The 23,279-nt window shown below is 59.4% G+C and carries 20 protein-coding genes, 3 tRNA genes and 3 other annotated features; of the genes, 2 read left to right on the forward strand and 21 right to left on the reverse strand.

From position 1 onward, the window contains the following. Positions 1–6: 6 nt before the first annotated feature. From ISF27_RS10470 to ISF27_RS10570, 21 genes are all read right to left on the reverse strand, one after another. Positions 7–162, reverse strand: coding sequence for a hypothetical protein (locus tag ISF27_RS10470; protein ID WP_194611432.1), 156 nt, complete (start codon positions 160–162; stop codon positions 7–9). A 60-nt stretch (positions 163–222) separates the two neighbouring features. Next, a complete protein-coding gene (locus ISF27_RS10475) occupies positions 223–1,410 on the reverse strand; it encodes a M14 family zinc carboxypeptidase (RefSeq protein ID WP_194611433.1) in 1,188 nt (395 codons plus the stop codon). 326 nt (positions 1,411–1,736) lie between these two features. Continuing rightward, a complete protein-coding gene (locus tag ISF27_RS10480) occupies positions 1,737–2,873 on the reverse strand; it encodes a sodium ion-translocating decarboxylase subunit beta (RefSeq protein WP_194611434.1) in 1,137 nt (378 codons plus the stop codon). 434 nt (positions 2,874–3,307) lie between these two features. Next, positions 3,308–3,697: an Asp23/Gls24 family envelope stress response protein gene (locus tag ISF27_RS10485; protein ID WP_194611435.1), complete on the reverse strand. Its 390-nt coding sequence runs from the start codon at positions 3,695–3,697 to the stop codon at positions 3,308–3,310. A 94-nt stretch (positions 3,698–3,791) separates the two neighbouring features. Then, complete coding sequence (rlmH, locus tag ISF27_RS10490; protein WP_194611436.1) at positions 3,792–4,271, reverse strand: 23S rRNA (pseudouridine(1915)-N(3))-methyltransferase RlmH; 480 nt, start codon at positions 4,269–4,271, stop codon at positions 3,792–3,794. Continuing rightward, positions 4,268–4,972 carry a response regulator transcription factor gene (locus ISF27_RS10495; RefSeq protein WP_194611437.1) on the reverse strand — a complete coding sequence of 235 codons (705 nt, stop codon included), beginning with the start codon at positions 4,970–4,972 and terminating at the stop codon, positions 4,268–4,270. The genes rlmH and ISF27_RS10495 overlap by 4 nt, the downstream gene beginning before the upstream one ends. 10 nt (positions 4,973–4,982) lie before the next feature. Next, complete coding sequence (locus tag ISF27_RS10500; RefSeq protein ID WP_235986295.1) at positions 4,983–5,852, reverse strand: helix-hairpin-helix domain-containing protein; 870 nt, start codon at positions 5,850–5,852, stop codon at positions 4,983–4,985. A gap of 179 nt (positions 5,853–6,031) precedes the next feature. Beyond that, positions 6,032–6,307 carry a hypothetical protein gene (locus ISF27_RS10505; protein ID WP_194611438.1) on the reverse strand — a complete coding sequence of 92 codons (276 nt, stop codon included), beginning with the start codon at positions 6,305–6,307 and terminating at the stop codon, positions 6,032–6,034. Between the two features lie 115 nt (positions 6,308–6,422). Beyond that, positions 6,423–8,123: a single-stranded-DNA-specific exonuclease RecJ gene (recJ, locus tag ISF27_RS10510; protein WP_194611439.1), complete on the reverse strand. Its 1,701-nt coding sequence runs from the start codon at positions 8,121–8,123 to the stop codon at positions 6,423–6,425. A 167-nt stretch (positions 8,124–8,290) separates the two neighbouring features. After that, on the reverse strand, positions 8,291–8,890 hold the full coding sequence (locus ISF27_RS10515; protein WP_194611440.1) for a M48 family metallopeptidase: 600 nt from the start codon (positions 8,888–8,890) through the stop codon (positions 8,291–8,293). Then, complete coding sequence (locus tag ISF27_RS10520; RefSeq protein WP_194611441.1) at positions 8,802–9,155, reverse strand: barstar family protein; 354 nt, start codon at positions 9,153–9,155, stop codon at positions 8,802–8,804. Before ISF27_RS10520 ends, ISF27_RS10515 begins: the two co-directional genes overlap by 89 nt. 216 nt (positions 9,156–9,371) lie before the next feature. Further along, on the reverse strand, positions 9,372–10,361 hold the full coding sequence (locus ISF27_RS10525) for a ComEC/Rec2 family competence protein (RefSeq protein ID WP_194611442.1): 990 nt from the start codon (positions 10,359–10,361) through the stop codon (positions 9,372–9,374). Between the two features lie 118 nt (positions 10,362–10,479). Next, the gene (gene trpA / locus ISF27_RS10530; RefSeq protein ID WP_194611443.1) at positions 10,480–12,786 is read right to left on the reverse strand and encodes a tryptophan synthase subunit alpha; all 2,307 of its coding nucleotides are present in this window, start codon (positions 12,784–12,786) and stop codon (positions 10,480–10,482) included. Further along, positions 12,783–13,742 (reverse strand): ABC transporter permease, encoded by a 960-nt coding sequence (locus tag ISF27_RS10535; RefSeq protein ID WP_235986303.1) that lies wholly within the window; start codon positions 13,740–13,742, stop codon positions 12,783–12,785. The genes trpA and ISF27_RS10535 overlap by 4 nt, the downstream gene beginning before the upstream one ends. 1 nt (position 13,743) lies before the next feature. Beyond that, positions 13,744–15,228: a sugar ABC transporter ATP-binding protein gene (locus tag ISF27_RS10540; protein ID WP_194611444.1), complete on the reverse strand. Its 1,485-nt coding sequence runs from the start codon at positions 15,226–15,228 to the stop codon at positions 13,744–13,746. Between the two features lie 73 nt (positions 15,229–15,301). Beyond that, positions 15,302–16,384, reverse strand: a complete 1,083-nt coding sequence (locus ISF27_RS10545) for a sugar ABC transporter substrate-binding protein (protein WP_235986306.1) — start codon at positions 16,382–16,384, stop codon at positions 15,302–15,304. A 557-nt stretch (positions 16,385–16,941) separates the two neighbouring features. Then, a tRNA-Arg gene (locus tag ISF27_RS10550) sits at positions 16,942–17,015 on the reverse strand. Positions 17,016–17,158: 143 nt separating this feature from the next. Next, a tRNA-Ile gene (locus tag ISF27_RS10555) sits at positions 17,159–17,232 on the reverse strand. Positions 17,233–17,251: 19 nt separating this feature from the next. Next, positions 17,252–17,324: transfer RNA gene (locus ISF27_RS10560), tRNA-Asn, on the reverse strand. Between the two features lie 148 nt (positions 17,325–17,472). After that, the gene (locus ISF27_RS10565) at positions 17,473–18,417 is read right to left on the reverse strand and encodes a D-2-hydroxyacid dehydrogenase (protein ID WP_194611445.1); all 945 of its coding nucleotides are present in this window, start codon (positions 18,415–18,417) and stop codon (positions 17,473–17,475) included. Between the two features lie 153 nt (positions 18,418–18,570). Continuing rightward, a complete protein-coding gene (locus ISF27_RS10570) occupies positions 18,571–19,326 on the reverse strand; it encodes an IclR family transcriptional regulator (RefSeq protein WP_194611446.1) in 756 nt (251 codons plus the stop codon). 311 nt (positions 19,327–19,637) lie between these two features. Between ISF27_RS10570 and ISF27_RS10575 the strand changes: the two genes are divergently transcribed. Both ISF27_RS10575 and ISF27_RS10580 read left to right on the forward strand, forming a co-directional pair. Continuing rightward, on the forward strand, positions 19,638–20,795 hold the full coding sequence (locus ISF27_RS10575; RefSeq protein WP_194611447.1) for an FIST signal transduction protein: 1,158 nt from the start codon (positions 19,638–19,640) through the stop codon (positions 20,793–20,795). Between the two features lie 42 nt (positions 20,796–20,837). Further along, positions 20,838–22,271: an aldehyde dehydrogenase family protein gene (locus ISF27_RS10580; protein ID WP_194611448.1), complete on the forward strand. Its 1,434-nt coding sequence runs from the start codon at positions 20,838–20,840 to the stop codon at positions 22,269–22,271. Positions 22,272–22,521: 250 nt separating this feature from the next. Next, positions 22,522–22,781: a sequence feature (23S ribosomal RNA rRNA prediction is too short), on the reverse strand. A gap of 19 nt (positions 22,782–22,800) precedes the next feature. Continuing rightward, positions 22,801–22,960 (reverse strand) — a sequence feature (23S ribosomal RNA rRNA prediction is too short). Positions 22,961–22,973: 13 nt separating this feature from the next. Further along, positions 22,974–23,279, reverse strand: a sequence feature (23S ribosomal RNA rRNA prediction is too short).

The raw sequence follows: 23,279 nt of genomic DNA on the forward strand, positions 1-23,279 counted from the left end.
CTTGATTCACGCGGACTGCTTGGTATCCAGCGTTTTGACTTCATTTACCGTCAGCCCGGTTGCCTCTGCAATATCTTCATAGGAGAATTTTTTCATACCGAGCATATTCCTGGCTATTTCTCTGGCAGTTTCATTTCTCAGCTCCTCCATCACTTTACTCATAATTGCCACCCCTTTCTCATCTTCTTTATCATACCTAACCCGATCCGCCTGGCACGGATCTCAGTGGCTCAGCACATAGCCCGCGATCAGTCCCGGAACTACACGGTTCTCCTTCCAGAGCGTATCAAACTCGCTGAAATTCACCGGCGCTGTGCTCTTTCCGATCTCGATGGTGATTCCCGGAACCGGATTGTCGCTCCGGCTCTGCATCCAGTCCTTGAAGCCGCCATACCCCCGGGAGTTCATCAGCGCATAGTGGGTGGACGCATTGATAAGGTCGGCCATCTCCTTCGACGCTGTCCGCACGCGGTTAATCTCCGTATCCCAGTAAATGACATCGCCCATGTTGTGGTAGCTGATGGCGGCGCTGAAATTCACCTGGCGGGTCAGCTCCGCAAGTGCCTTGCTCTCCGGCTCCGAGAGGGGTGCCGTACCCCGGTAGCCCATGGCTCTCGGGTAGCCGTTATTGCCGACCCAGTTTCCGCTGTCCCAGTTGTTGTTGAGATCCACCCCGCGGGCATTGGCCTTCCAGGTCTTCAGGTAATTCTCATAGGACGCGCTCGTCTTGCCATTGGCCTTATCCTGCTGATAGGCTGTCCGGAGGATCTGCTTCACCTCATCGGTTGCGCCCTCTTCCCCGGACTGGCTGATCGTAACCCCATCCGGGTTGATCATCGGAATAAAGTAAAAGCATACCTGGTTCAGCAGGACGGAAACCTTCGTCCCGTTGTAAGCGGCGCCGGCTTTTGCGCCCTGGAGCAGGCTCTCCGCCTGCTTCATCATGATCGGGACGGACATATATTCCCGCGCATGCATCGCGCCCTGGAACAGAATCTTCTTTGGGGCATTCGGATTGCCGATCACCGCGCACCAGAGGCTCCGCCCCTCGTATGATTTCCCGATTTCTTTGAGCTGCATCGTCTTCGGGTACGCCGCCGCGAGTGCCTTCAGCTCCTTCTCCATCTGGGAATAGCTGTACTTATCCACCGGATGGACGATCCCACCGCTGTAATCGATCTCATCATAATTGGTTCCGGCTCCCGCGGAAGTATTTCCGGAAGCGGATGCTCCCGGCCCGTTAGCTGTGCCCTGGCCATTGATCAGCGACGGGTCGCTGGACGGCCCGGAAATTGCTGTCTCCTGCCTTGTCTCATCCGCAAACGCGGTGAGCGTTCCCGCCGGCGCTGACAAGGTCAAGGCCAGGGCGACTGCCCCGGCAAATATCCGAACAGAATGTATTTTTCTCATCGATTCTCTGATCCCTTTCTCTCTTTCTCACCGCTCACCAGTATATCGGGAGGAGAAAACCAATGCAAGGATACGCCGGAATTTGAAATCATTTTGTAATATTTATCTGTTCAGCACATGCCGAAGAGGGGCACGCAAAACGGCCGCTTGCAGACGGTTTTGCGTGCCCTCCCCAGCATGTGGCCAAGCGCCGGGGACATCACTTCCATTTTCCCAAAAGGGCAACGACGGCCGCGATCAGGGCGACAACAACAAAAATCCCGAGCATGCCCTGTCCCATAATCTCCAGCGAAATCAAAAAATTCGGATTCATGAACCGCTCCTCCTCACAGATACTTGGTCACCAGGCTGATCACCAGGCCGCCGGCGATTACCGAGGCGATCTGGCCGGACACATTGACGCCGAGCGCCTGCATCAGGATGATATTGCCGCGCTCTTCCTCATTTGCCATCTTCTGGACAACCCGCGAGGACATCGGGAACGCCGAGATGCCGGCGGCACCGATCATCGGATTGATCTTCACCGGCAGAAACAGGTTGATCAGCTTCGCAAAGAGGACGCCGCCGATCGTATCGAAAATGAACGCGACAAGGCCGATCAGGAGGATCATCAGTGTATTGACCTGGACGAACTGCTCCGCCTTCATGCTGTACGAGATGGTGATGCCGAGCAGGATCGTGATCAGGTTCGCCAGCTCATTCTGTGCGGTCTCGGACAGGCTGTTCAGGACGCCGCACTCCCGGATCAGGTTGCCGAACATCAGGAAGCCGACCAGGGCAACGGACTGCGGCGCGATAAAGCCGACGATGATCGTCACGACGATCGGGAAAATGATCTTGGTCCGCTTGCTGACCTTGAGCGGGTTATAGACCATGTGGATGCGGCGCTCCTTCTTCGTGGTGACAAGCCGGATCGCCATCGGCTGGATGATCGGCACCAGCGCCATATAGGAATACGCCGCCACCGCGATCGCGCCGATGTACTTTGACCCCAGAACCTGGGAGACCAGGATCGAGGTCGGGCCGTCCGCCGCGCCGATGATGCCGATGGAGGCCGCGTCCTTAAGGTCGAAGCCCATCAGCGCTGCCAGGCTGATCGCGAAGAAGATCCCGAACTGTGCCGCCGCGCCAAAGAGGAACATATACGGCTGGGACAGCAGCGGCCCGAAATCGATCATCGCGCCGATACCGATAAAGAGCAGGATCGGCAAGGCTTCCGAGACACCGATTGTGGTCTCATAAAGCCACTGGATGATCCCGCTGGTCTCGCCGACGCCCGCGAGGGTCTGGTTGATGACGCCGGACGCGGGAAGATTGACCAGGATAGCGCCGAACCCCATCGGGAGCAAAAGCGACGGCTCATACTCCTTCTTGACCGCGAGGTAAATCAGCAGCCCGCCGACGACGTACATGACCAGCTCCCTCCAGGTAACGGCAGTGATTCCTTCCAACAGAAAACTCATAATTCCTCCTTCTTCTCCGGTCCCGCTCCGTCTCTTCGCCCGCTGGGCTCGCGCCCCGCTCCGCGGATAGCCACTCCACTAAACTCGGACTGCGCTTTCGCTTGTCCTCGTTAAGTGGCTGGTTATTGTTAAGTGCTCTGCATAAAGAAAGAGGAACAGGACCTTCAACATGCTCCTGCATGTTAAAAGTCTTGTTCCTCTGAAAGTTGCCTTTTCATCGGGCGAAGGCTCTCTGCCCTCCCGCAGCGTCTGTTCAAAGGGCGCACAACCATGGGGCTGTTCATTTCTCCCCAGGGGATGTTGATTGTACGCGGTAACTACTCCCTTTTAACGTCTTTTCAGATGATAGCACAACGGAATTTTCCCGTCAACGAAAACTCTGCCGGGCTCGCCTCCGAAATGCCGCCGGAGGCTTGTTTCCCTCGGATCCGGGCTTACGCCTCCGCCGGAGCCTCGACGCCGGCGATCTTAATGTTCACCTCATCGACAATGAGCCCGGTCATGTTCTCGATGGCATCGCGCACCTTGTCCTGGACAGTCGCGGAAATCTTCGGAATGCTGTAGCCGTACTTCATATTCAGGGAGAGATCCACGGTGACATGATCGTCAATGACGCTGATCTTCACGCCCTTGCTGCTGTTCTTATATCCGAGCTTTCCGACCAGCTCATTGGTCATATTGCCGGCCATGGACGCTACGCCCTCAACCTCCGTCGCGGCAAGGCCCGCGATCGTGGCAACAACATCGTCGGCGATCTTCACCTCGCTGACAAATCCGTCCTTGTTCTCTGTGGTAATGGTCGTCTCCTTCGGTTCCTTAGCCATTTCGCGTTCCTCCCTTACTGCCGCTTTGGGCATCTGATTTTCTCTGTCTGATTATAGCAGACCTTCGCCGGATTGTCATCCGCGTCCCGGGAGCTTACTTGTGGTACGGCTCCCCGGCCATGATCTTGAATCCCCGGTAGACCTGCTCCAAAAGAATCACCCGCATCAGCTGGTGGGGAAATGTCATCCGAGAGAAGCTCAGCCGGAAATCCGCCTTTCTGAGCACTTCCTCCGAGAGGCCGAGCGACCCGCCGATCAAAAACTCCAGGTGGCTCACGCCGCGGACCATCCGCTCGGAGAGGAACCCGGAAAGCTCCTCGGAGGAGAGCATTTTCCCGTCAATCGCGAGCGCCACGCGGTAAGCGTCCGGGGACATTTTCCCGATCAGGCGCGCGCCCTCCGTCTCCCGGATTTTCTGCTCCACCGCCGGCGGCGCATTCTCCGGGGTTTTCTCATCCGGAACCTCGATGATTTCCGGGCGGCAGTAGCGGGTCAGCCGCTTCATATATTCGCTGATCGCGCCGGCGAAATATTTCTCCTTCACCCTGCCGACGCAGAGAATCGTGATCCTCATACCGCGCGGAAATAATAGCCGACGCCCCAGCGGGTGTGGACATACTTCGGCTGGCTGGGGCTCGGTTCGATCTTCTCACGGAGACGGCGGACATGGACATCCACCGTCCGGACGTCGCCGCCCGCAGCTGCCTTATTGCCCCAGACGTACTTGAGCAGATTTTCCCGGCTGTAGACCTTTCCCGGATTGGTGACCAGAAGCTCAAGCAGGTCGAATTCCCGCGCCGTCAGGTTGATCTCCCGGTCGCCGATGAGGACGCGGCGGCTCTCCGAATCCAGCGTCAGATCTCCGGCGTGGATCGTCGTATCCGCCTTCTTCGGCGCTTCTTCCTTCGCCTTTTTCATGCTTCGGCGCATGATTGCCTTGATCCTGGCCTTGAGCTCAAGGATATTGAACGGCTTGGTGACATAATCATCCGCCCCGTACTCGAGCCCCATGATTTTGTCCATATCCTCGCTTCTGGCGGTAAGCATAATGATCGGGACGTCGGAAAACTCCCGGATGGCCTGGCAGACTTCCAGCCCGGAGAGCTTCGGGAGCATCACATCGAGAAGGATCATGTCGTATTTGGTATTTTTCGCCTTCTCCAGCGCTTCCTCACCGTCATAGGCCGTGTCTGTCTCATACCCATCCTGCATGAGGCTGAATCTCAGCCCCTTCACAATGAGCTTTTCGTCATCCACAATCAGTATCTTCGCCATCCCGTTCACCTCAAACCGTAATCCTGTCCCTCAGCTTTTTGAAAGCGCCCTCCTTAATGCCCGGCACCTTCATAATATCCTCAATTCTCCCGAATTTATGCTTCCCGCGATAGCTGATGATATCCTGCGCCCGGGATGCTCCGATTCCCGGGAGGGTCATGAGCTCCTCGGCACCCGCCGTGTTGATGTTGACGAGGGCTGTCTTCCCGGCGGCACCTCCCCCGGGATTTAGGGCATCCGCCTGCCCCGCCGCACCGGGCAATCCGCCCGCCGCGCCTGCCTTTCCAGACAATCCGCCCGCGTAAGCCGCGGCGCCCTGGCTTCCGGCAGAGTTTCCCCCTGCGGCTCTCTCCGCCCTGAGCGATTCGGCTTCCTCCCTCGACGGGATCCGGATCTGCTGCCCGTCCGCGACGGCTGCCGCCATGTTCAGAAAGTCGCCCGCCGCATTTTCCGTCAGCCCGCCGGCGGCATCCACCGCCGCAAAGACCCGGCTTCCCGCGGAGAGCGCGTAGACGCCGGGACGGACAACCTCGCCGCACACATGCACATAGAGCCTGTCCTTCGCCTCGTCCTCCACGGCGGCCAGCGCCTCGGCCTCCGCTGGGGAGAGTGTCTCCGCCGAAGAGAGCGTATCCGCCGAAGCTGCACCTTCGGCCTCCGCCGAAGAGAGCGTCTCCACCGAGGCTGCACCTTCGGCCTCCGCCCCGGACGCGGAAGGCACACCGGATCCTTCCATCCCGGCCCCGGACATGGTCTCTGCGAGAAGAATCTCTTCCTCCGCATGCTGCCTGCCCGGCCCAAGAACATAGACAGCCGCCAGCAGCAACAGCACTGCGGCGGCGATCATCAGCTTTATTCTCTGTGTTTTCTGAAATTTCATAAAATCTTCCCTTCCGGGGAGATTTCTGTTCCGCCTGTACACCCATTTTAACTGCCGAAGGCAGGAAAAACAAGGGATGGGCGGAAATGTTGTAAAACCTCCGGCGGCCTCCGCGGGTCTTCCGCAAGAAGATTACCTCCCGGCCCCCGCCATACCCCCGCGGTTCTCCCATGGGAATGTCACTTTCCGGCTCCCGCCATATCGTCATGCATCTCGTTGATCCAGGCGATACCTGCCTCGATGCCAGCCTCATCGAAGGAGAAATCCTTCCCGGTCTTTTTCTCCTCCGGCGTGAAATCATAGGCAAATGGTTCCGGCCACACAGTGACGTGAAGAGCCGGATCTCCCTCCTCCGGCTTCTGCATCTCCATCCGGAAACGGATCCCGGACGACGAGCCGGTGAATTTTTCCAGCTTTAAAAAGCTGATCGGCATGACATCTTTTCTCTCGAGCATCCTTCTCTCCTCTCTCCGCACGCATTTTTCCGGAGGCCGCGCCGCAAAACCGGTATCCGCGTGGCAAAGCCGCCAGCCGGAGCGGCCTGCTCCCCTCTCTCCGGCGCCCCGCGGCTCACTCCTCCCGGAAGCGGTACTTCCGGATAACCGCCTGCACCTTTTTCCTGCCGTTCCACTCGTCAAGCTCCGGCCAGTAAGCAATGTCGATCCCGCACCGGCCGGCGCGCTCCTCCTCAAAGGCATCCCCGTCGCCGAACCAGACCGCGTCGGCGGCAAAGCCAGTATCATCCTGCAGGACCATTTTTACCACGTTCCTGTTCCTTCCGAGGACGCGGCAGCTCCGGATCCGCAGCCGGAGCTCCCCGAACAGCGGCTTCTCGTTGCCCTGGCCGAACGGCTCCAGGACCGCCAGCTCATCGATCAGCTTCTCCGTCACATACCGGACGGGAACCGGCACATCGATCCAGACGGTGGAGACAAAATCCTCCTCCGTGAGCCCCGATTTCTCATTGAGCACCTGCCGAAGCTTTCCGATATTTTCCTTTTTCAGCGAAAGCCCCGCGGCCATCGGATGGCCGCCGAATTTCAGCATCAGGCTCTCCGCCTCCGAGAGCTTCGCGAACATATTGTAGGCCTCGATCGAGCGGCCGGAGCCCTTGACCGCGCTCTGCCCGTCGGTCAGCACCAGCGTGGGTTTCCCGTAAAGTTCGCGGATCCTGCCGGCGATGATCCCGGCAAGCGACTCGTGGCACTCCGGAAGGTAGATCACAAGAACCGAATCGTTCCCATAGTTTTCCTCCACCAGGGAACAAGCCCGCTCCGTCTCCTGTTCCGTCATGGCCTTCCTTGTCCCGTTGAGCTCAACCAGATGCGCAGCCAGCGCTTCCGCCTCCGCGTCATCTTCTGAGAGGAAGAGCTTCATGGCTGTCTTCGCCGTCTCGAGCCTTCCGCCGGCATTGATGCAGGGGCCGATCACAAACCCGACATGATAGGCGGTGATGTGCTCCGGATCCACGCCGGCCATCTGCACAAGCTTCCGGAGGCCGGGATTCCCGGTATGGCCGATAGCCCTGAGCCCGTCCTTCACAATCTGGCGGTTCTCCCCGGTGAGAGGCATCACATCCCCGACAGTCGCGAGGGCGGCGAAATCCAGATCCGCCTTCCACGCCTCCTCAGGGCAGCCGGCGCGGGTGAGCAGCACCCGGACGAGCTTCCAGGCAACGACCGCGCCGCAGATATCCGGAAAGGGAAATCCGCTGCCTGCGCAGTGCGGGTCTATGACCACATCCGCCGGCGGGAGAACATCTCTCCCATCCGCGTCTTTCTTCACCTCATGGTGGTCCGTGACAATGACCGTCATGCCGAGCTCCTTCGCCAGGGCAATCTGGTCACGGGCGGCAATGCCGTTGTCGCAGGTGATGATCGTATTCACCTGATCTTCTGACGCCCTGCGGATGATGTTCTCGTTGATGCCGTACCCGTCGAGGATCCGATCGGGGATGTCGTAATCCACTTCCGCCCCGGCGAGCCGGAGCGCGGTCACCAGGATATAGGTGGAGCAGACCCCGTCGATATCGTAATCGCCGACCACGCGGATCCTCGCCTGCTGTTCAATCTTCCGGAGAAGGAGATCCGCCGCCTCGGCCATGCCCGGAATTTCCGACGGATCCGGCAGGCAGGCGGCGCCCGCGTGGAGGAAGGATGCAATCGCGTCATCCCCGGTCACCCCACGATTCGTCAAAATCCGCGCGGTAATTGGAGAAATTCCGAATTTCTCAGCGATTCTGTCAAAATCCGCCCGCTTCGTGTATACCATCCATCGTTCTTCCGCTTTTCGCGCCAGCATCCGTCCTGTCCTTCCTGTCTGTCCCGTTCTTCCGTGCCCGCCGCCTGGCCTGTCCGTTCCTCAGTTCCCGCTGCACTGCCCGCAAGTTCCGGAGGGCACGCCTGTCTGTCCCGTTCGTTCTCGTTTTTCCGCTCCCCTCACGGAAGCACATACCGGGAGAGCCGCTCCCGTCTTTCCCGGTAATCCGGCAGCACGCTCTCCACGATATCCCAGAACGCCGGCGAGTGGTTCATCTCCCGCCGGTGCGCGAGCTCGTGCACCACCACATAGTCGAGAAGATCCGGATCCACCTGGGCGAGACGGACGTTAAAATTAAGATTGCCCGCTGAGGAACAGCTTCCCCAGCGGGTCTTCTGATTGCGGATGGTGACACGCCGGTAGGTGACGCCCATCCGCCCCGCGTAATACCGCAGCCGGTCCGTCAGGACCGGGATCAGCCGGTTCGCAAGCCCGCGAAGCTCATCCGCGGACATTTCCGGCAGCACATTTCCCCCACGCGCCCGCTCCCTGTGGTTCAGAATCCAGCGGGCGTGCTCCCGGGCAAATGCCTCCGCCGCCTCCGTGCTCATCGCCTCAGGCCCCCGGAAAACCAGGTGCCCGTCCGGGGCGATGCTCATCGAGAGCGTCTTCCGCCTGGACCGGATGATCTCATAGGGAATCCGGAGTTCCCCCTCCGAGGTCGTCCCGGAACCAGTTCCAGGGGTCTGCCTTCGGGGATTTATCTGTAAATACCGCATACACCGCACCGTCCTGCTCGCAAAATGTCTCCGCGTCGTCCTCGAGAACCTTCAGGAAACGCTTTTGAAAATCGGCCAGCGGGGCATCCTCCCCGCCGGGGATCACGCGCAGGCCGTAATTCTCCGTCAGCCCTTCGGCAAGCTCTTTGTCCAGGGCATCCAGATTATTGGTAAAGGATTCGGGAAAATGCATCTGTCCCGCAAGCAGGCTGTACACTTCCTCCTCCGTCTTCAGCTCATTGAAATCAAGATCGATCCGTTCCATCCTCACACCTCTCCCCGCCCCTCAGGGCTGTTCCATACAGGAGAATATTGTACATGCCGCCCGGCCTTTTGGCAAGGCAGGGCGGCATGGGGAAATCCGGATCACCGCAGTGATCCTCCTGTTCAGTTTTCTATAGCCGGCGTTTTACCGGGTCATCCGGGCCGGAGGCCGCCGCCAAATCCGGGGCACAGGCGATCTGCGGCTTCCATCCGACATTCATCTGAGGATCCCGTCCGCCGTATCGCAGCGCACATCCTTCCGGCAGCCCCAGGATGCCATCTTCTTCTCGAGGGCATTGACCCCATACCCGTCATTTTCCGCGTTCCACATCCAGGTGGGCGTCGGCCAGAGGCAGACGCTCGGGCGGATCAGCGAGTAGAGCTCATCCCCGGCGCCGTCGATCCCGCTGCCGTGATGGGCCATCTGCAGGATATCCGCCTTGAGCACGCTCTTGTCCGGTGTGGCGGCAAGAAGCGCTGCCGCCCCCTCACGGCTCAGGTCGCCGAGGAACAGCATCGTCCGTCCGCCGGTCTCCACCTTATAGGCCACCGAGCTGTTGTTGAAGGTCGCCCTGTCCGCGTAGAACGGCACATTCATGACCGTCGCCTTCACATCGGCGCCGACCGTGAAGACCGTTCCGGCAGCCGGGCTGCTGACCAGCTCTGTCCCGCCGGCATTTTTGAGTGCCTTCTGAAAATCTGTAAGATTCGCCATTCTCCCCTGGTTCTCCCCGCGCTGGTAATCCCCGTTCGCGAGGAAGGAGTAGACGATCTTGTCAATCTGCACCGGGCGCGGGTTCGTATCCAGGATCTTCGTCAGCGCTCCCAGATGGTCATCGTGCGGGTGCGTGATCAGCCAGAGCGATACGCGCCCGCCGTGGGCGTTGATCGTGTCCACAAGATGCTGCTCGTCCTCCGCGCGTCCGCCGTCCACGACGATCACGCCGCCGGACGGGCTGATAATGACGCTGCTGCTCATCTGGCCGTCAGACTGGCTCTTTAAGAGATCCAGCTCGGCGCCGTTCAGGTACCCGTCCCTGATCTCCGCCGCCGGCCCGCTCGCCGCGTCTTTCTTCGAATGATACACCGAGGCTTCCGCCACATTCCCCGTGCCGAGAATCGCACAGGCCAATGCGACGGCAAAAAGCATCCATAACCCGTGTTTCCGCAAAATCCATTTTTCTTTATCCAGCAGTGTTTTCACCATTTAACCTCCCTGTTCTGATCCAGAGAAGTATAGCACAAACCGGAGCGGAAAACTTTATCAAAATCTTACTAATTCTTGACTGTTCCGAAAACCTGCAGAAAGGCCGACTGCTAACGGTTCAATCCTCCACTGCCCGCAGCGCCGGGTACAGCTTCCGGAATCTCGCAAATCCCTCCCGCATGACCGGAACCGCCTCCGGATCCGGGCGATAGACATCACAGTCCCGCGAGGCGCGGACCTCGCGGATAAATTCATCGAGCGAGGACATTTTCCCGCCGCCCACGCGGGCGATCGCCGCGACAGCCAGGGTCGGCATATACCCGGAATTCCGGAATACCATGACCTCGTGGTCAAGAACGTCGGCGAAGATCTGGCACCATACCTTCTCCCTCGCGCCGCCGCCGATGAGGGAGATCGTCCGGATAGCCCCCGGGTCGGCAAAGCCGCTGCGGATGGAATAGGCGACGCCCTCGAGCGCCGCGCGGACGAGATCCGCCTTCGTCGTCTCCGGCGATATCCCGACATACCCGCCGCGGATGTCCGCGTCCGAGACCGGATAGCGCTCCCCCTGGAGGTACGGCAGGAACAGGACGCCATGGCTTCCCGGCCGGCTCTCCGCGAGAAGGCGTGATGCGACGGCATATCGGTTCTCCTCATCGGACGCCGCAATCCCGCTGACCCACTTGTGGACGATGCCGGCGTTGTAGAATGGCACCGTATTGATGTATCTGCCCGGCGCCGGGAAGGCGAGGTTGAAATACCCCCGGTTTTCCGGCGCGCCGCCGGATACCGCGGCGACCCAGCCCGAGGTTCCCAGGTTGATGTTGTACTCCCCGGGAGCGGAGATCCCGCTGGCGAGCGTCGCCGCGCCCGCGTCGCCGATCCCGGCATAGACCGTGGTGCCTTCCGGGATGCCGGAAGCGCCCTCCCCGGCCGCGGTCACCCTGCCGGCGGCTTCCGTGGGATACGCGAGGCGCGGGAGAAGGCCCGGGTCAAGCCCCATCTTCTCCATCCAGTCTGCGCGCCAACCCCTTTTCCGGATATCCATCAGCCCGGAGGTCGACGCGGTCACCACGTCCGTCACCCTCTGCCCGGTGAGGCGCCAGATAATATAGTCCTTGGCGCTGAAGACGACCGCTCCGGCCTTTGCCAGCCGGTCCGGCTCCTCCTCCTTAAGCCACAGGAGCTTGGCAAAGGGAATCGCCCCGTCGCAGAGATTTCCGGTCACGCCCGTGACTTCCCCGTCCCCGATCGCGGCGCGGATGTCCCCTGCCTGCTTACCGGCACGAGCGTCCGAGTAGAGAATCGCCCGCCCGCAGGAATCCGGGGAAGCAGCATTCCCGGAGGCATCCCCCGCCGCGGCCATCCCGGCGTCGCTCCCTTCCGGTGCATTCCCGGTTCCCGGAAGCAGGATCAGATCCTGCATCTGCCCGCTGAAGGCGATGCCCTCCGGCTTCTCCCCGGACTTCCGGAGCACCTCCCGCGCCGCCTGGCAGAACGCGTCATACCATTCCCGGGGTTCCTGCTCAATATGCCCATTTTCCTGGTAAAGCGTGACGTCCCGGCTGGCCTCCGCGAGAATCCGGCTGCCCGTGTCCACCATGGCCACTTTGACTGCCGTCGTCCCCACATCCGCCGCGAGAACCGCCCCCGCTGTGCTGTGCGCGTCTGCGGTCTTCCTGAGGCTCTCGATGAACCTGCCCATTTCCTCCCGGGACTGGTTCAGATGCCGGATAATCGCGGTCCCGATGATCACGCCGTCAAACCCGCTGTCCAGAAGTTCCCCCACCCGTTCCGGCGTACTGATGCCGAAGCCGGCAAACAGGTGTGTGTCGCTCTCCTTCTTCGCAAGCGCCATGATATCCCGGAAATCCTCATTGCCCGCCGTCTGCCCGGTCTTCCCGCTGTAGAGCATCTGGTAAATGATCGGAAAGCGGGCAATGCAGTTGGCGCTGTCGATCAGGAGGCTGTGCGGGCCGATAAAGCCGATCACATCCACCCCGTACGCCTTCATCTCATCCTGGAGCGCGCGCCCTTCGGTCTCCTCGATATCCGGCACCACCAGGCCGTCATAGCAGCCCGCCGCCGCGAAGGTGCGGTAGCGCCCGCCCGCGACGAGGTCTTCCCGGTATCCCATGAGCCATACCGGCCCGTGGACCGTCTCCCGGATCTTCTTCCAGAACTCGAGGTCATCCTCAATGCCCGGGGCAGCTTTCTTCATGGCGTCCCGGATCACCGGGCCGTCCGCTGTCGGATTTTTCGCCGGGAAGCCGATCTCGAAGATATCAATGCCCTTTTCCTCCGCCTCCCGGAGGATCTTAAAAAATGTGTCCCGGTCCGGATAGCCGGCGACAAAGTAACCGGCCACCAGTTTCCGGGACGAATGCACCGCTTCCCTGTCGCGGCGCGAGACAATCTCTTTCATTCCTTCTCCCCCGAAGTCACCTTCTGAACAATTACCGCGAGAATGATGATAAATCCTGTCAGGATATCCTGCAGATACGACGGCACCTGCATGATCGTGAGGCCATTGGCCAGGATCCCGAGGATTGCCGCCCCGACAAAGGTGCCGCCGATATTGGGGATTCCTTCCCGGGACACGGTCCTGCCGAGAAATACCGCCGCGTAGGCATTCATAAAGTAGCCGTCGCCGGCCGTCGGGTGGGCGGAACCCAGGCGGGACGCCAGCATGACGCCCATGAGGGCCGCCAGGGCGCCGCACAGGGCAAACGCCATGTTCTTATTGACCGGGACATTGATCCCGGAAATCCGGGACGCCTGGACATTTCCCCCGATCGCGTAGAGCCTGCGGCCGAAGGTCGTGTGCCGCATCACAAACCAGAACAGCAGGAGCAGCAGGATCATAACCCACGTCAGCAGCGGGATCCGCGCAAAGGCGTGGGAACCCAGATAGGTGAAGCCCGCCGGAATGTTCTGAAAGATCGTCGCCCCGCCGGAAAGCCAGAAGACGACGCCGCTCAGCGCCGTGCTCATGCCGAGCGTCGTGATGAAGGACAGGACGCCGAATTTTGTCACGATCCAGCCGTTCAGCGCCCCGATCACAAAGCCCAGCGCAATCGCCGCCGCAAAGCAGAGAACAGCCGGGCAGCCGGCAACGGCGAGCTTTGCCGCCGCGATGCCGCCCAGGCTTGCCATGGTGCCCACCGACAGGTCGAATTCGTCAACACTCATCACCAGGGTCGCCCCGATGGCGATGACCACCAGCAGCGAAATCTGGCGGGTCACATTGATCAGGTTCGTCAGGGTAAAAAATGCGTGCGGCCGGAGTATGCTGAAAATCAGGATAATCACGATTCCGGCCAGGATCGTGCCGTAGGATTTGATGATATTTCCGGCTGTCATGCCGTTTTTCCTGTCCATGTCATGCCTCCTCGTAACAGCACCGGAGAACCTCCTCCGACGTCAGATGGTCATTGGTTAAGAGCTTCCCCGACTTCCCGTGCGCGATGATCTGGATCTCATCCGCCACCTCCAGCACCTCCTTGAGATCCGAGGAGACAAAGACCACCGCGCAGCCGGCCTCCGCCCGCTGCCTGAGAAGCCGGTGGATCTCGTTCCGCGTCATGACGTCCACCGCCTGGGTTGGCTCATCGCAGAGAAAAATCTCCGGGTCCGACTGCATCGCCTTCGCAAAAACCACCTTCTGCTGGTTGCCGCCGGAGAGCTCGCTCACCGGCTGGCTGTCCCCGCTGCATTTGACCGACATTTCCCGGATTCCCGCTTCCGCCGCCTGCTTCTCCTGCTTCTCCCGGAGAATGCCCCGCGAAGCGTAGCGGGAAAGCACCGGGAGCGTGATATTATTCCGGATGCTGAACGGCATGATCAGGGCCATTTTCCTGCGGTCCTCGCAGATGAGCACCATCCGCCTTTTGAGCGAAGCTGCCGGCGACGGCTTTTCATAGCGTTTCCCATCGACCGTGATGGTTCCGCCCCGCATCGGCCGGTAGCCGTAGAGCGTCTCCAGGAATTCTGTCCGGCCGCTCCCGCCAAGGCCGAAGACGCCGAGAATCTCGCCCTTCCTCGCCCGCAGGCTGACATCAGCGGCTTTCCCGTCCCGCGAGGAGAGGTGCTCCACCCGGAGCACCTCATCGCCCAGGCGCACTGCCGTGCTCCCCGCCTTCTCGCTGACCACATTGTCGGTCATTTTCGCGATCAGCTTATTCTCGTCCATCTCCGCTGTCGCAAATGTCCCGGCAGCCTGCCCGTTTTTCATGACAGTCACCCGGTCGGTCAGGCGGAAGATCTCCTCCATGCGGTGCGTGACATAGAGGATGGACGTCCCTTTTTCCTTCAGCTGCCCGATGATCCGGAAGAGCACCGACGTCTCCTTGTCCGTGAGCGAGGCTGTCGGCTCGTCCAGGATCAGCAGGCGGCAGTCATTCATCAGCGCCCGCATGAGGTTCAGCATCGTCTGCTCCGGCGGGGTGAGGCGCGCCGCCGGGACAGTAAAGTTCATCTCGATCCCGAGCTCGGAAGCCAGGGTAAGAACTCGCGAGCGCATTTTCCCCCAGTCGATCCTGCCGTGCCGGACCTCATACGGGAGGCCGAGATAACAATTTTCCACGCCGGAAAATGCGGGAACGAGCTGGCGGTCCTGGTGAATGACATGGATCCCCAGCGCCGCGCTCTCCCGCGGGTTCCGGATGACGGCTGGCCGCCCCTCCCAGAGAATCTCTCCGGAATCCAGCGAATAGACGCCGGTTAAAATCTTAATCAGCGTCGATTTCCCGGCGCCGTTTTCGCCGACCAGGCCATGTACCTCGCCGGCCCGGATATCGACGGAAACGTCCCGGAGCGCATACACGCCGCCGAATTGCTTGCAAATCTTCTTCGTCTGCAACAGCATGAGGAACTCCCTCCCTATGTCCCTGCATCTGGCGGTCTTTCCTGACCGGAGTATTATGCCGTTACCGCCAGGATTATTTTGCCGTTACCATCTGGCCGGGCGCATACTTTTCGCCGGTCTCGATCGTGCCGCCGGAGAGCAGCGTGCCGACATCGTTCGCCACGATATTGCACATGCCGTCAAAGTTCTGGGACATCGTCGCCTTGAGGTTTGTCCCCTGCTTGATCAGGTCGACCGCCTGACTGTTGCCGTCCACACCGGTGACCATGACCTCATCGCGGCCGGCATCCTGCAGGGCCTGGGTCGCGCCGATTGCCGGCTCATCCCACGCGCAGAACACCGCGGTGATGGAATCCTTCTCCGCGTTCGCGGTCAGCAGGTTCTCCATGATCTCTCGCCCGCTCTCGATCGGTCCCTTCGGGACGTCGATTTCCTGCTTGGTGATCAGCTTGATGTCGGGGTAGCTCGGGAGCAGGTCGTCAAAGGCGTTGCTCCGCTTCACCACGCCCGGATGCGGGCTGTAGGTCAGCTCGATGACTGTGCCCTTCTTGCCCATCAGGTCTTCAAACAGGTATTTGGACATATCCTCGCCCATCTTGTAGTTGTCGGAGGTGGCGTTGACCTGCATCCCGTCGATGAATCCGCTGTCGACGCCGAATACCGGGATCCCTGCGGAAAATGCGTCCGCCAGCTGGTTTTTCACCTGGTTCGGATCCGCGCTGACCAGGATAATCGCATCCGTCTTCGCGGTAACCACGTTCTCGATATCGCTCGCAAGCTGTCCGAAGTCGTTCTTGGAATCTACGACATCCACCTTCGCGCCGTTGCCCTCAAGCCCTGCCTGCAGGGTATCCGCCATCTGCTTCGTGGTGACGGAGCTGAGGTACGGGGTGAGGATGGAAACATTCTTCCCGGAGATATCCACCTTAGCGATCTCCTTGACCTGCGCTTCCGGAGCTTCCTTCCCGGAAGCTGCCGCCGCACTCTCCGCTGCCTTCGTCTCCGCCGCTGTCCCGGCCGCGGAACCTGCAGCCTTCGTCTCCGCCGCCGCGGACGCTGCCGCCGCTGCGGTTGTGGTCGCCGGGGCGTCGGAGCTGCACGCCGCGAGGGAGAATGCCATTGCCCCTGCTGTGAGCAACGCGATCATTTTTTTCATAAGCTGCCTCCATTTCTTTGATTTACAACTGTAAAGTGTTAATGACTGTTAAATTCAGTATAGACGGAAATTCAGACTTTGAAAAGAGGATGGGGAAGCTTTTTGAAGATTTGTTGATCGTCGGGCCAGAGCGCCTCCGGCGCTTGCCCACATGCCAGGGAGGGGCAGCCCGACCTTTCCGCAAGCGGTCGTCGGGCTGCCCCCTCTGTTTGTGCTCTTTTTGTTTATGGTCAGCCGCGCACCTCGCGAAGCTCCGCTTCGCAAGGTGTGCGGGCCAGAGCGCCTCCGGCGCTTGCTCTCATGCCAGGGAGGGGCAGCCCGACGTTTCCGCAAGCGGCTGTCGGGCTGCCCCTCTGTTTGTGCTTCTTTTGTTTATGGTCAGCCGCGCACCTCGCGAAGCTCCGCTTCGCAAGGTGTGCGGGCCAGAGCGCCTCCGGCGCTTGGCCACATACCAGGGAGGGGCAGCCCGACGTTTCCGCAAGCGGCTGTCGGACTGCCCCTCCCTGGTATGTGCTGACCATAAACAAAAAGAGCTTCCCGAAGGAAGCTCATCAATGCGCGTGCGAAAGGATTCGAACCCTCGACACCCTGGTCCGTAGCCAGGTGCTCTATCCAGCTGAGCTACGCACGCATCCGTTACGGAACTCATCCGCAACAATGATCATTATAGCTAATCCTGGAGATTTGTCAACAGAATTTTTTCACTGATTCACTTCGAATCTGAGCGGGAAAGCACGAAAAAAGACAGGCTTCACAGCCTGCCTTCACTCTTCGTGGACCTTCAGGGACTCGAACCCGGGACCTATCGGTTATGAGCCGACTGCTCTAACCAGCTGAGCTAAAGGTCCTCATCAGATAACAAAAAAGCTCCCCGAGTAGGACTCGAACCTACGACAGCGCGGTTAACAGCCGCGTGCTCTACCGACTGAGCTATCGAGGAAGACTGCCGAATTCACCGGCAACAAAAGATATTATACAGATATTGGAAAATCGTGTCAAGAACTTTTTGCTGCCCGGCACGATTTTCCCGGATTTTTCCCCAAGATTTCCCAGGATTCCCCAGATACCTCTCCCGGGAAGTCCCCCAATCAGCGTTTCTCCTGATTTCTCAGCGGTTCCCCCGCAAAATAATGGCGCAGATTTTCCGCGGCGATCTCTACAATCCGGTCGACCGTCTCCGGAATACGAAGACCGCCCGCCGTATGCGGGGTAATCAGGCAGCCCGGCATCTCCCACAGGCGGCTGTCCGCCGGGAGCGGTTCCGGATCAGTGACATCCAGGGCGGCAGCGGCGATGACATGCGCCTCGAGCGCGTCCGCCAGCGCCTCCCCGTCAACGGCGCTGCCGCGCCCGCAGTTGATGAGGACAGCGGACGGCTTCATTTTCCACAGCCGTTCACGGTTCATGATGTGGCGGGTCTCCGGAGTGCCCGGAAGGCACATCGCGACGACATCCGCCTTCGGCAGCCAGTCATCCAGTTCTTCCATCGTGCAGACCTTCTCCGCGCCCGGCGTGGGCACGGCGCGGCGGCGGAACCCGGTCACATGCGCGCCCATCATCCCGCAGTATTCCGCGTAGACCTGCCCGATGCTGCCGATTCCGAGGACAAGCACCAGCGCGCCGCGCAGGGTTCCATTGGACGGAACCTTCACCCATTCCCGCCTCTGCTGGGCGTCCCGCAGCTCTGGAAAATGCCTGAGGCATGCCAGTGTCTGCGCCAGCATGTGCTCGGCGACACAGTAATTATAAGCGCCTACAGCGGAGCAGATCCGTGTTTCTCCCGGAAGAACACCCGGCTTTACCAAGGGATCAACGCCCGCGGTTCCCGCCTGATAAAGGCGAACGTTTTTCGCTGCCGGAAGAATGGCCGGGTCAAAATTTCCGACCATCACCTCCGCGTCCCGGATATCCTCCTCTACCGTTTTCCCGATCTCACGCCAGACAAATTCCGCGTCTGGTGCTGCCTCCCTGAGGCGCATTTTCCTCTCCTCTGTCATCGGCAGGGAGACGACAATTCGGCACTTCTGATTCATCCTCTGATTTTTACCTCGCTTCTCTGTGGATTCCTACGATGAACAGCCTCCAGAATACCACAAACAGCGGACAATCTCCAGCCGTCGCAGGCGCGCCTGCCCGGCCTCTCTCCTCCCCGCGAAACTCTCCTGAAGATTCTCGCGGCACAGCCCTCACGGCACATACCCCATGCGCCGGGAAATCTGCATCGCCGTATCCCTGACTTCCCCGACAACCGCCATCAGCTTCTCATCCGTGATCTCCCTGATACTGCCGCTGACACTGACGCAGGCGACGGGTGCTCCAGAATGATCGAAAACCGGCGCCCCCACGCACCGCCGGTCTGGCAGGTACTCCCCGTTATCCATCGCCCAGCCCTGCCGGCGGATCTGCCGGAGATGCTCCTTATAAAGCGCGGGATCCGTGATGGTATTCTCCGTATACTTTTTCAGATGGTGGCACTCGAGCAGCTCATCCACCTTGTTCCCCGATTCGCAGGCGAGAAGGCATTTTCCAATGGAAGATGTAAATGCGTCCACCTTGATCCCCTCGTTGCCGCTTTTCATCGGCAGGTTCTGATTCAACAGTTCCAGATAGACAACCTTGGTGTCGACAAGCTTTCCCAGATGCACCGTCAGGTGAAGATCCGCGTAGAGGTCGCTGAGAAATGGCTGGGCAGCCGTCTGCAGTTCCAGCGCATTCAGGTGATAGCCGGCAAGCTCAAGTACTTTCGGCCCCAGGATATATTTTGCGTCCTGTGTTTTTTCCGCATAACCGCGCAGGCACATCATCTGAACCAGCCGGAAGGCCGTCGTTTTGCTGAGCCCTGCCCGCGCCGAAAGCTCCGTAATACTGATTTCCCGGTCCGACTGCCCCAGAATTTCCAGCAGGTCAAAGATCCGGTCAACACTCCTTACATTCTCTCCCAAGTTAATCCCCCTGTCCGCAGGAACAAAAAGCAACAAATCCCGCTTTGAACCCCCCAAGTTTTCTCTGTTTTATCACAAGAAAACCTACACACATTATACACTTGTTCCGTCAGGTGTAACAACAGTTTTGTGTTGTGGAACGGTATTATTGTGCAATATATGCGTTTTGTTAGAATAGAATCAACAATAAAGGAACGGACGAGTGGCATTCAGACAAATCCTCCGACAAGGTCCAGCGCCTGCCGGACGATTTCTTCTGTATGCGGCCAAAAGCACAAAAGATCAGAAAAGCAATAGAAAGGAGAGCAATCATGTTGAAAGCAATCGTAGCAGTGAGTACCAGCGCGGACGCTGCGGCAGCGGCAAAGGAAATCGCCGGCCAGCTGGAGCGGAAAGACCTGAAGGCGGTATTTGCCTACTGCAGCTGTGACTATGATGTCCATGCCCTGATCAGCAGCCTCGGCAAGCTGGTCAATGCCCCGGTATTCGGCAACACGAGCTTCACGGGAATCATCACACAGGACGGATTCATCGGCGGCAGCCAGCCGTTCGTCGGGGCGATGGCGCTGGCCGACCCGGATCTCACCGTCGGGGTTGCCGCCCTGCCGAAAGACGGCTGCTCCATTGCCAGAGGCAAAGAGCTTGCCATTTTGGCCAAAAAAGCGGCAGGCCGTAAGGACGCCCCGGATTACTTTTATATGGCCGCTTCCCCCGCTGAGGAGGAATTTTACGCCGAGGGCATTGCCGAGGAGATCGGCAGGGTTCCCTTCTTCGGCGGCTCCGCCGCGGACAATACGATCGAGGGCAAATGGCTGCTCTATGCCGGCGATCAGTGCTTTGCGGATGGCTGTGTCACCGCTTTCTTCTACGGCGGCCCCAAGACGAAGAATCTCTTCACCGGAGCTTACCGGGAAACCGATGACTTCGGCGTCATCACCAAAATCCAGGGGAACCGGACCATCTGCGCGATCGATGGTGTGCCTGCCCTGAAAAAATATCAGGAGTGGCGCGGCCTGCCTGATGACGCTGTGCTCGGGGGAAATCTTCTAGGCACTTCCGTTGTTTCTCCTCTCGGCGTCAAGGACCGCCTGGGCAAGCTCGTCGCCATCCGGCACCCGATGTTCGGAAATGAGGACTGGACAATCAATGTAGGCAATAATCTGGCGGAAAAGACTACCGTCATCCGCATGGAGGCAAGCGTCGATGAGCTGATCGCATCCGCTGGGGAGACCCTGAAAGCACTGATGGAGAAGACCCCAGGCAAGATCACCGCCTTCCACCTGGTACACTGCGGCGGGCGCCGCGCGGCAATCGGTGACCGGATCGGCGAGGTAGCCGCCGGTCTCAAGGAGGCAGCCGGGAACATCCCGTTCCTCGCGGAATTTACCTTTGGGGAATACGGCGTGGAGAGAGACGACGTCAATGCCTGCGGCGGGCTGATGCTCAGCTTTACCGCATTTTACGAATAAAGAAGAACCACGGAAAATCACAGCAGAAAGAGAGGAATGCGTATGAAAATGCTGATCAATGGCAAGGCCATGGATGCCGCCGACGGCGCTGTCCTTAAAGTGACGAACCCCGCGACAGGGGCAATCATTGACACCGTTCCGAAAGCCGGCCCGGCGGATGTAGAGAAAGCGGTTCAGGCAGCAAAAGCCGCCCAGCAGGAATGGGTAAAGGTTCCCATTTACCAGCGTGTGGAAATCCTGATGAAATTCCTCACCCTGGTTGAACGGGACAAGGAAGATCTCGCGCAGACGCTGTCGCAGGAGACCGGGAAGCCGATCTTTGAGGCGAGATGCGAAATCGCCAATATCCCGATCGCCTTCCGGGCATTCTGCGAAAAGGCAAAGCACTACTACGGGGAAACCATTCCCGGCGGAATGGAGCCAGGCCAGGACAAGCACCTCCTGATCGTGAAAAAAGAACCCCTGGGCGTTGTGGCCGCCGTCATCCCCTTCAACTTCCCCTGCGACCTGTTTGACCAGAAAGTAGCTCCCGCCCTGCTCATGGGCAATGCCTGCATCGTGAAGCCCTCGTCGGACAATCCGCTGACGCTCGTAAAGCTCAGCTTCCTGCTCAATGAGGCCGGTGCTACCCCGGGTGCGATCGAGATCATCACCGGCCCGGGCTCCAGCGCCGGCAACGCGCTGACCTCCGATCCGGATGTCAACCTGGTCACCCTGACGGGTTCTACGGAGGTCGGCATTGACACCGCCATCAACTGCGCGAAAAATCTGACCCATGTTGCCCTCGAGCTCGGGGGAAATGACGCCTTTATCGTTCTGGAAGACGCGGATGTCGATCTCGCCGCCGAGGAACTGATCTGGGGGCGTATGTACAACACCGGACAGGTTTGCTGCGCCTCGAAGCGCTTCCTTGTCCATCGCTCAAGGGTGGAAGAATTCACCCGGAAGGCCATCGAAAAAATCAATGCCATCCCCAAGGGCATGCCCTCTGATGAAAATGCACGGTTCGGCTGCCTGATCAGCGAGAAGGCCGCCATCGGCGTTGAGCAGCAGGTAAAGCTCACCGTGGAACAGGGCGGAAAAATCCTGCTCGGCGGCAAGCGCAATGGTGCCTTCTACGAGCCGACCGTCATCGGCGATGTGCCGGAAACCGCTGATGTCGCCAAGGATATGGAAATATTTGGCCCGGTAGTTCCGATTATCCCCTTCGATACCGAGGAGGACGCTATCCGGATCGCAAATGCGTCCAAATTCGGGCTCTGCGGCTGCGTATTCACCCGCGACATGAAGACAGCGGCACGGATATCCGGGGAACTCGAGTGCGGAGGTGTCGTCATTAACGGTGCCAGCTTCTTCCGGAGCTTTGAGATGCCCTTCGGCGGCTACAAGTTCTCAGGAATCGGAACCGAGGGCGTTATGAGCACCTTCGACGAGATGACACACACCAAGACAGTTGTCCTGAAAAACATTCTCTAAGGCATCGGGTGCCTCCGGCACCCGGCCGCAGATGTGCCGGATACCTGTGACGGATAAAGCAAATTTGCATAGCTTGCGCTAAACTCGTGCTTCGCCCACTGGGCTTGCGCTCTTTCAGTGCTCCGCATAAGAAAAAGGCGGATCTGCCCTGCCGCAGATCCGCCGAAATTTTTCTTATTTTTGAGCATGTACCTTCAAAACCGCATACTGATTACATCCGCTTGATTCTCCGAACCGTCTGGATAAGCCCTCGACCGATTAGTGACAGTCAGCTCCGTGCATTGCTGCACTTCCACCTCTGCCCTATCAACCTCGTACTCTTCAAGGGGTCTTACTTCTTTCGAATGGGATATCTCATCTTGAGGGGGGCTTCACGCTTAGATGCCTTCAGCGTTTATCCCCTCCCGGCTTGGCTACTCTGCCATGGATGCGATCATCCAACAGATCCACCAGCGGCCAGTCCATCCCGGTCCTCTCGTACTAGGGACGGCTCCTCTCAAATATCCTGCGCCCGCGCCGGATAGGGACCGAACTGTCTCACGACGTTCTGAACCCAGCTCGCGTACCGCTTTAATGGGCGAACAGCCCAACCCTTGGGACCTGCTACAGCCCCAGGATGCGATGAGCCGACATCGAGGTGCCAAACCACTCCGTCGATGTGAACTCTTGGGAGTGATCAGCCTGTTATCCCCAGGGTAGCTTTTATCCGTTGAGCGATGGCAATCCCACTTTCATACCACCGGATCACTAAGTCCTACTTTCGTATCTGCTCGACCCGTCGGTCTCGCAGTCAGGCTCCCTTATGCCTTTGCACTCTCTGAATGGTTTCCAACCATCCTGAGGGAACCTTTGAGCGCCTCCGATACCCTTTCGGAGGCGACCGCCCCAGTCAAACTCCCTGCCTGACATTGTCCCGCCACCAGCTTATGGTGTCCGGTTAGAAATTCAGCAACACAGGGGCGGTATCCCAACAGCGGCTCCGTGAAAACTGGCGTCCTCACTTCATAG

The organism is Clostridium vitabionis (assembly GCF_015351765.1).
Taxonomy (GTDB): domain Bacteria; phylum Bacillota; class Clostridia; order Lachnospirales; family Lachnospiraceae; genus Clostridium_R; species Clostridium_R vitabionis.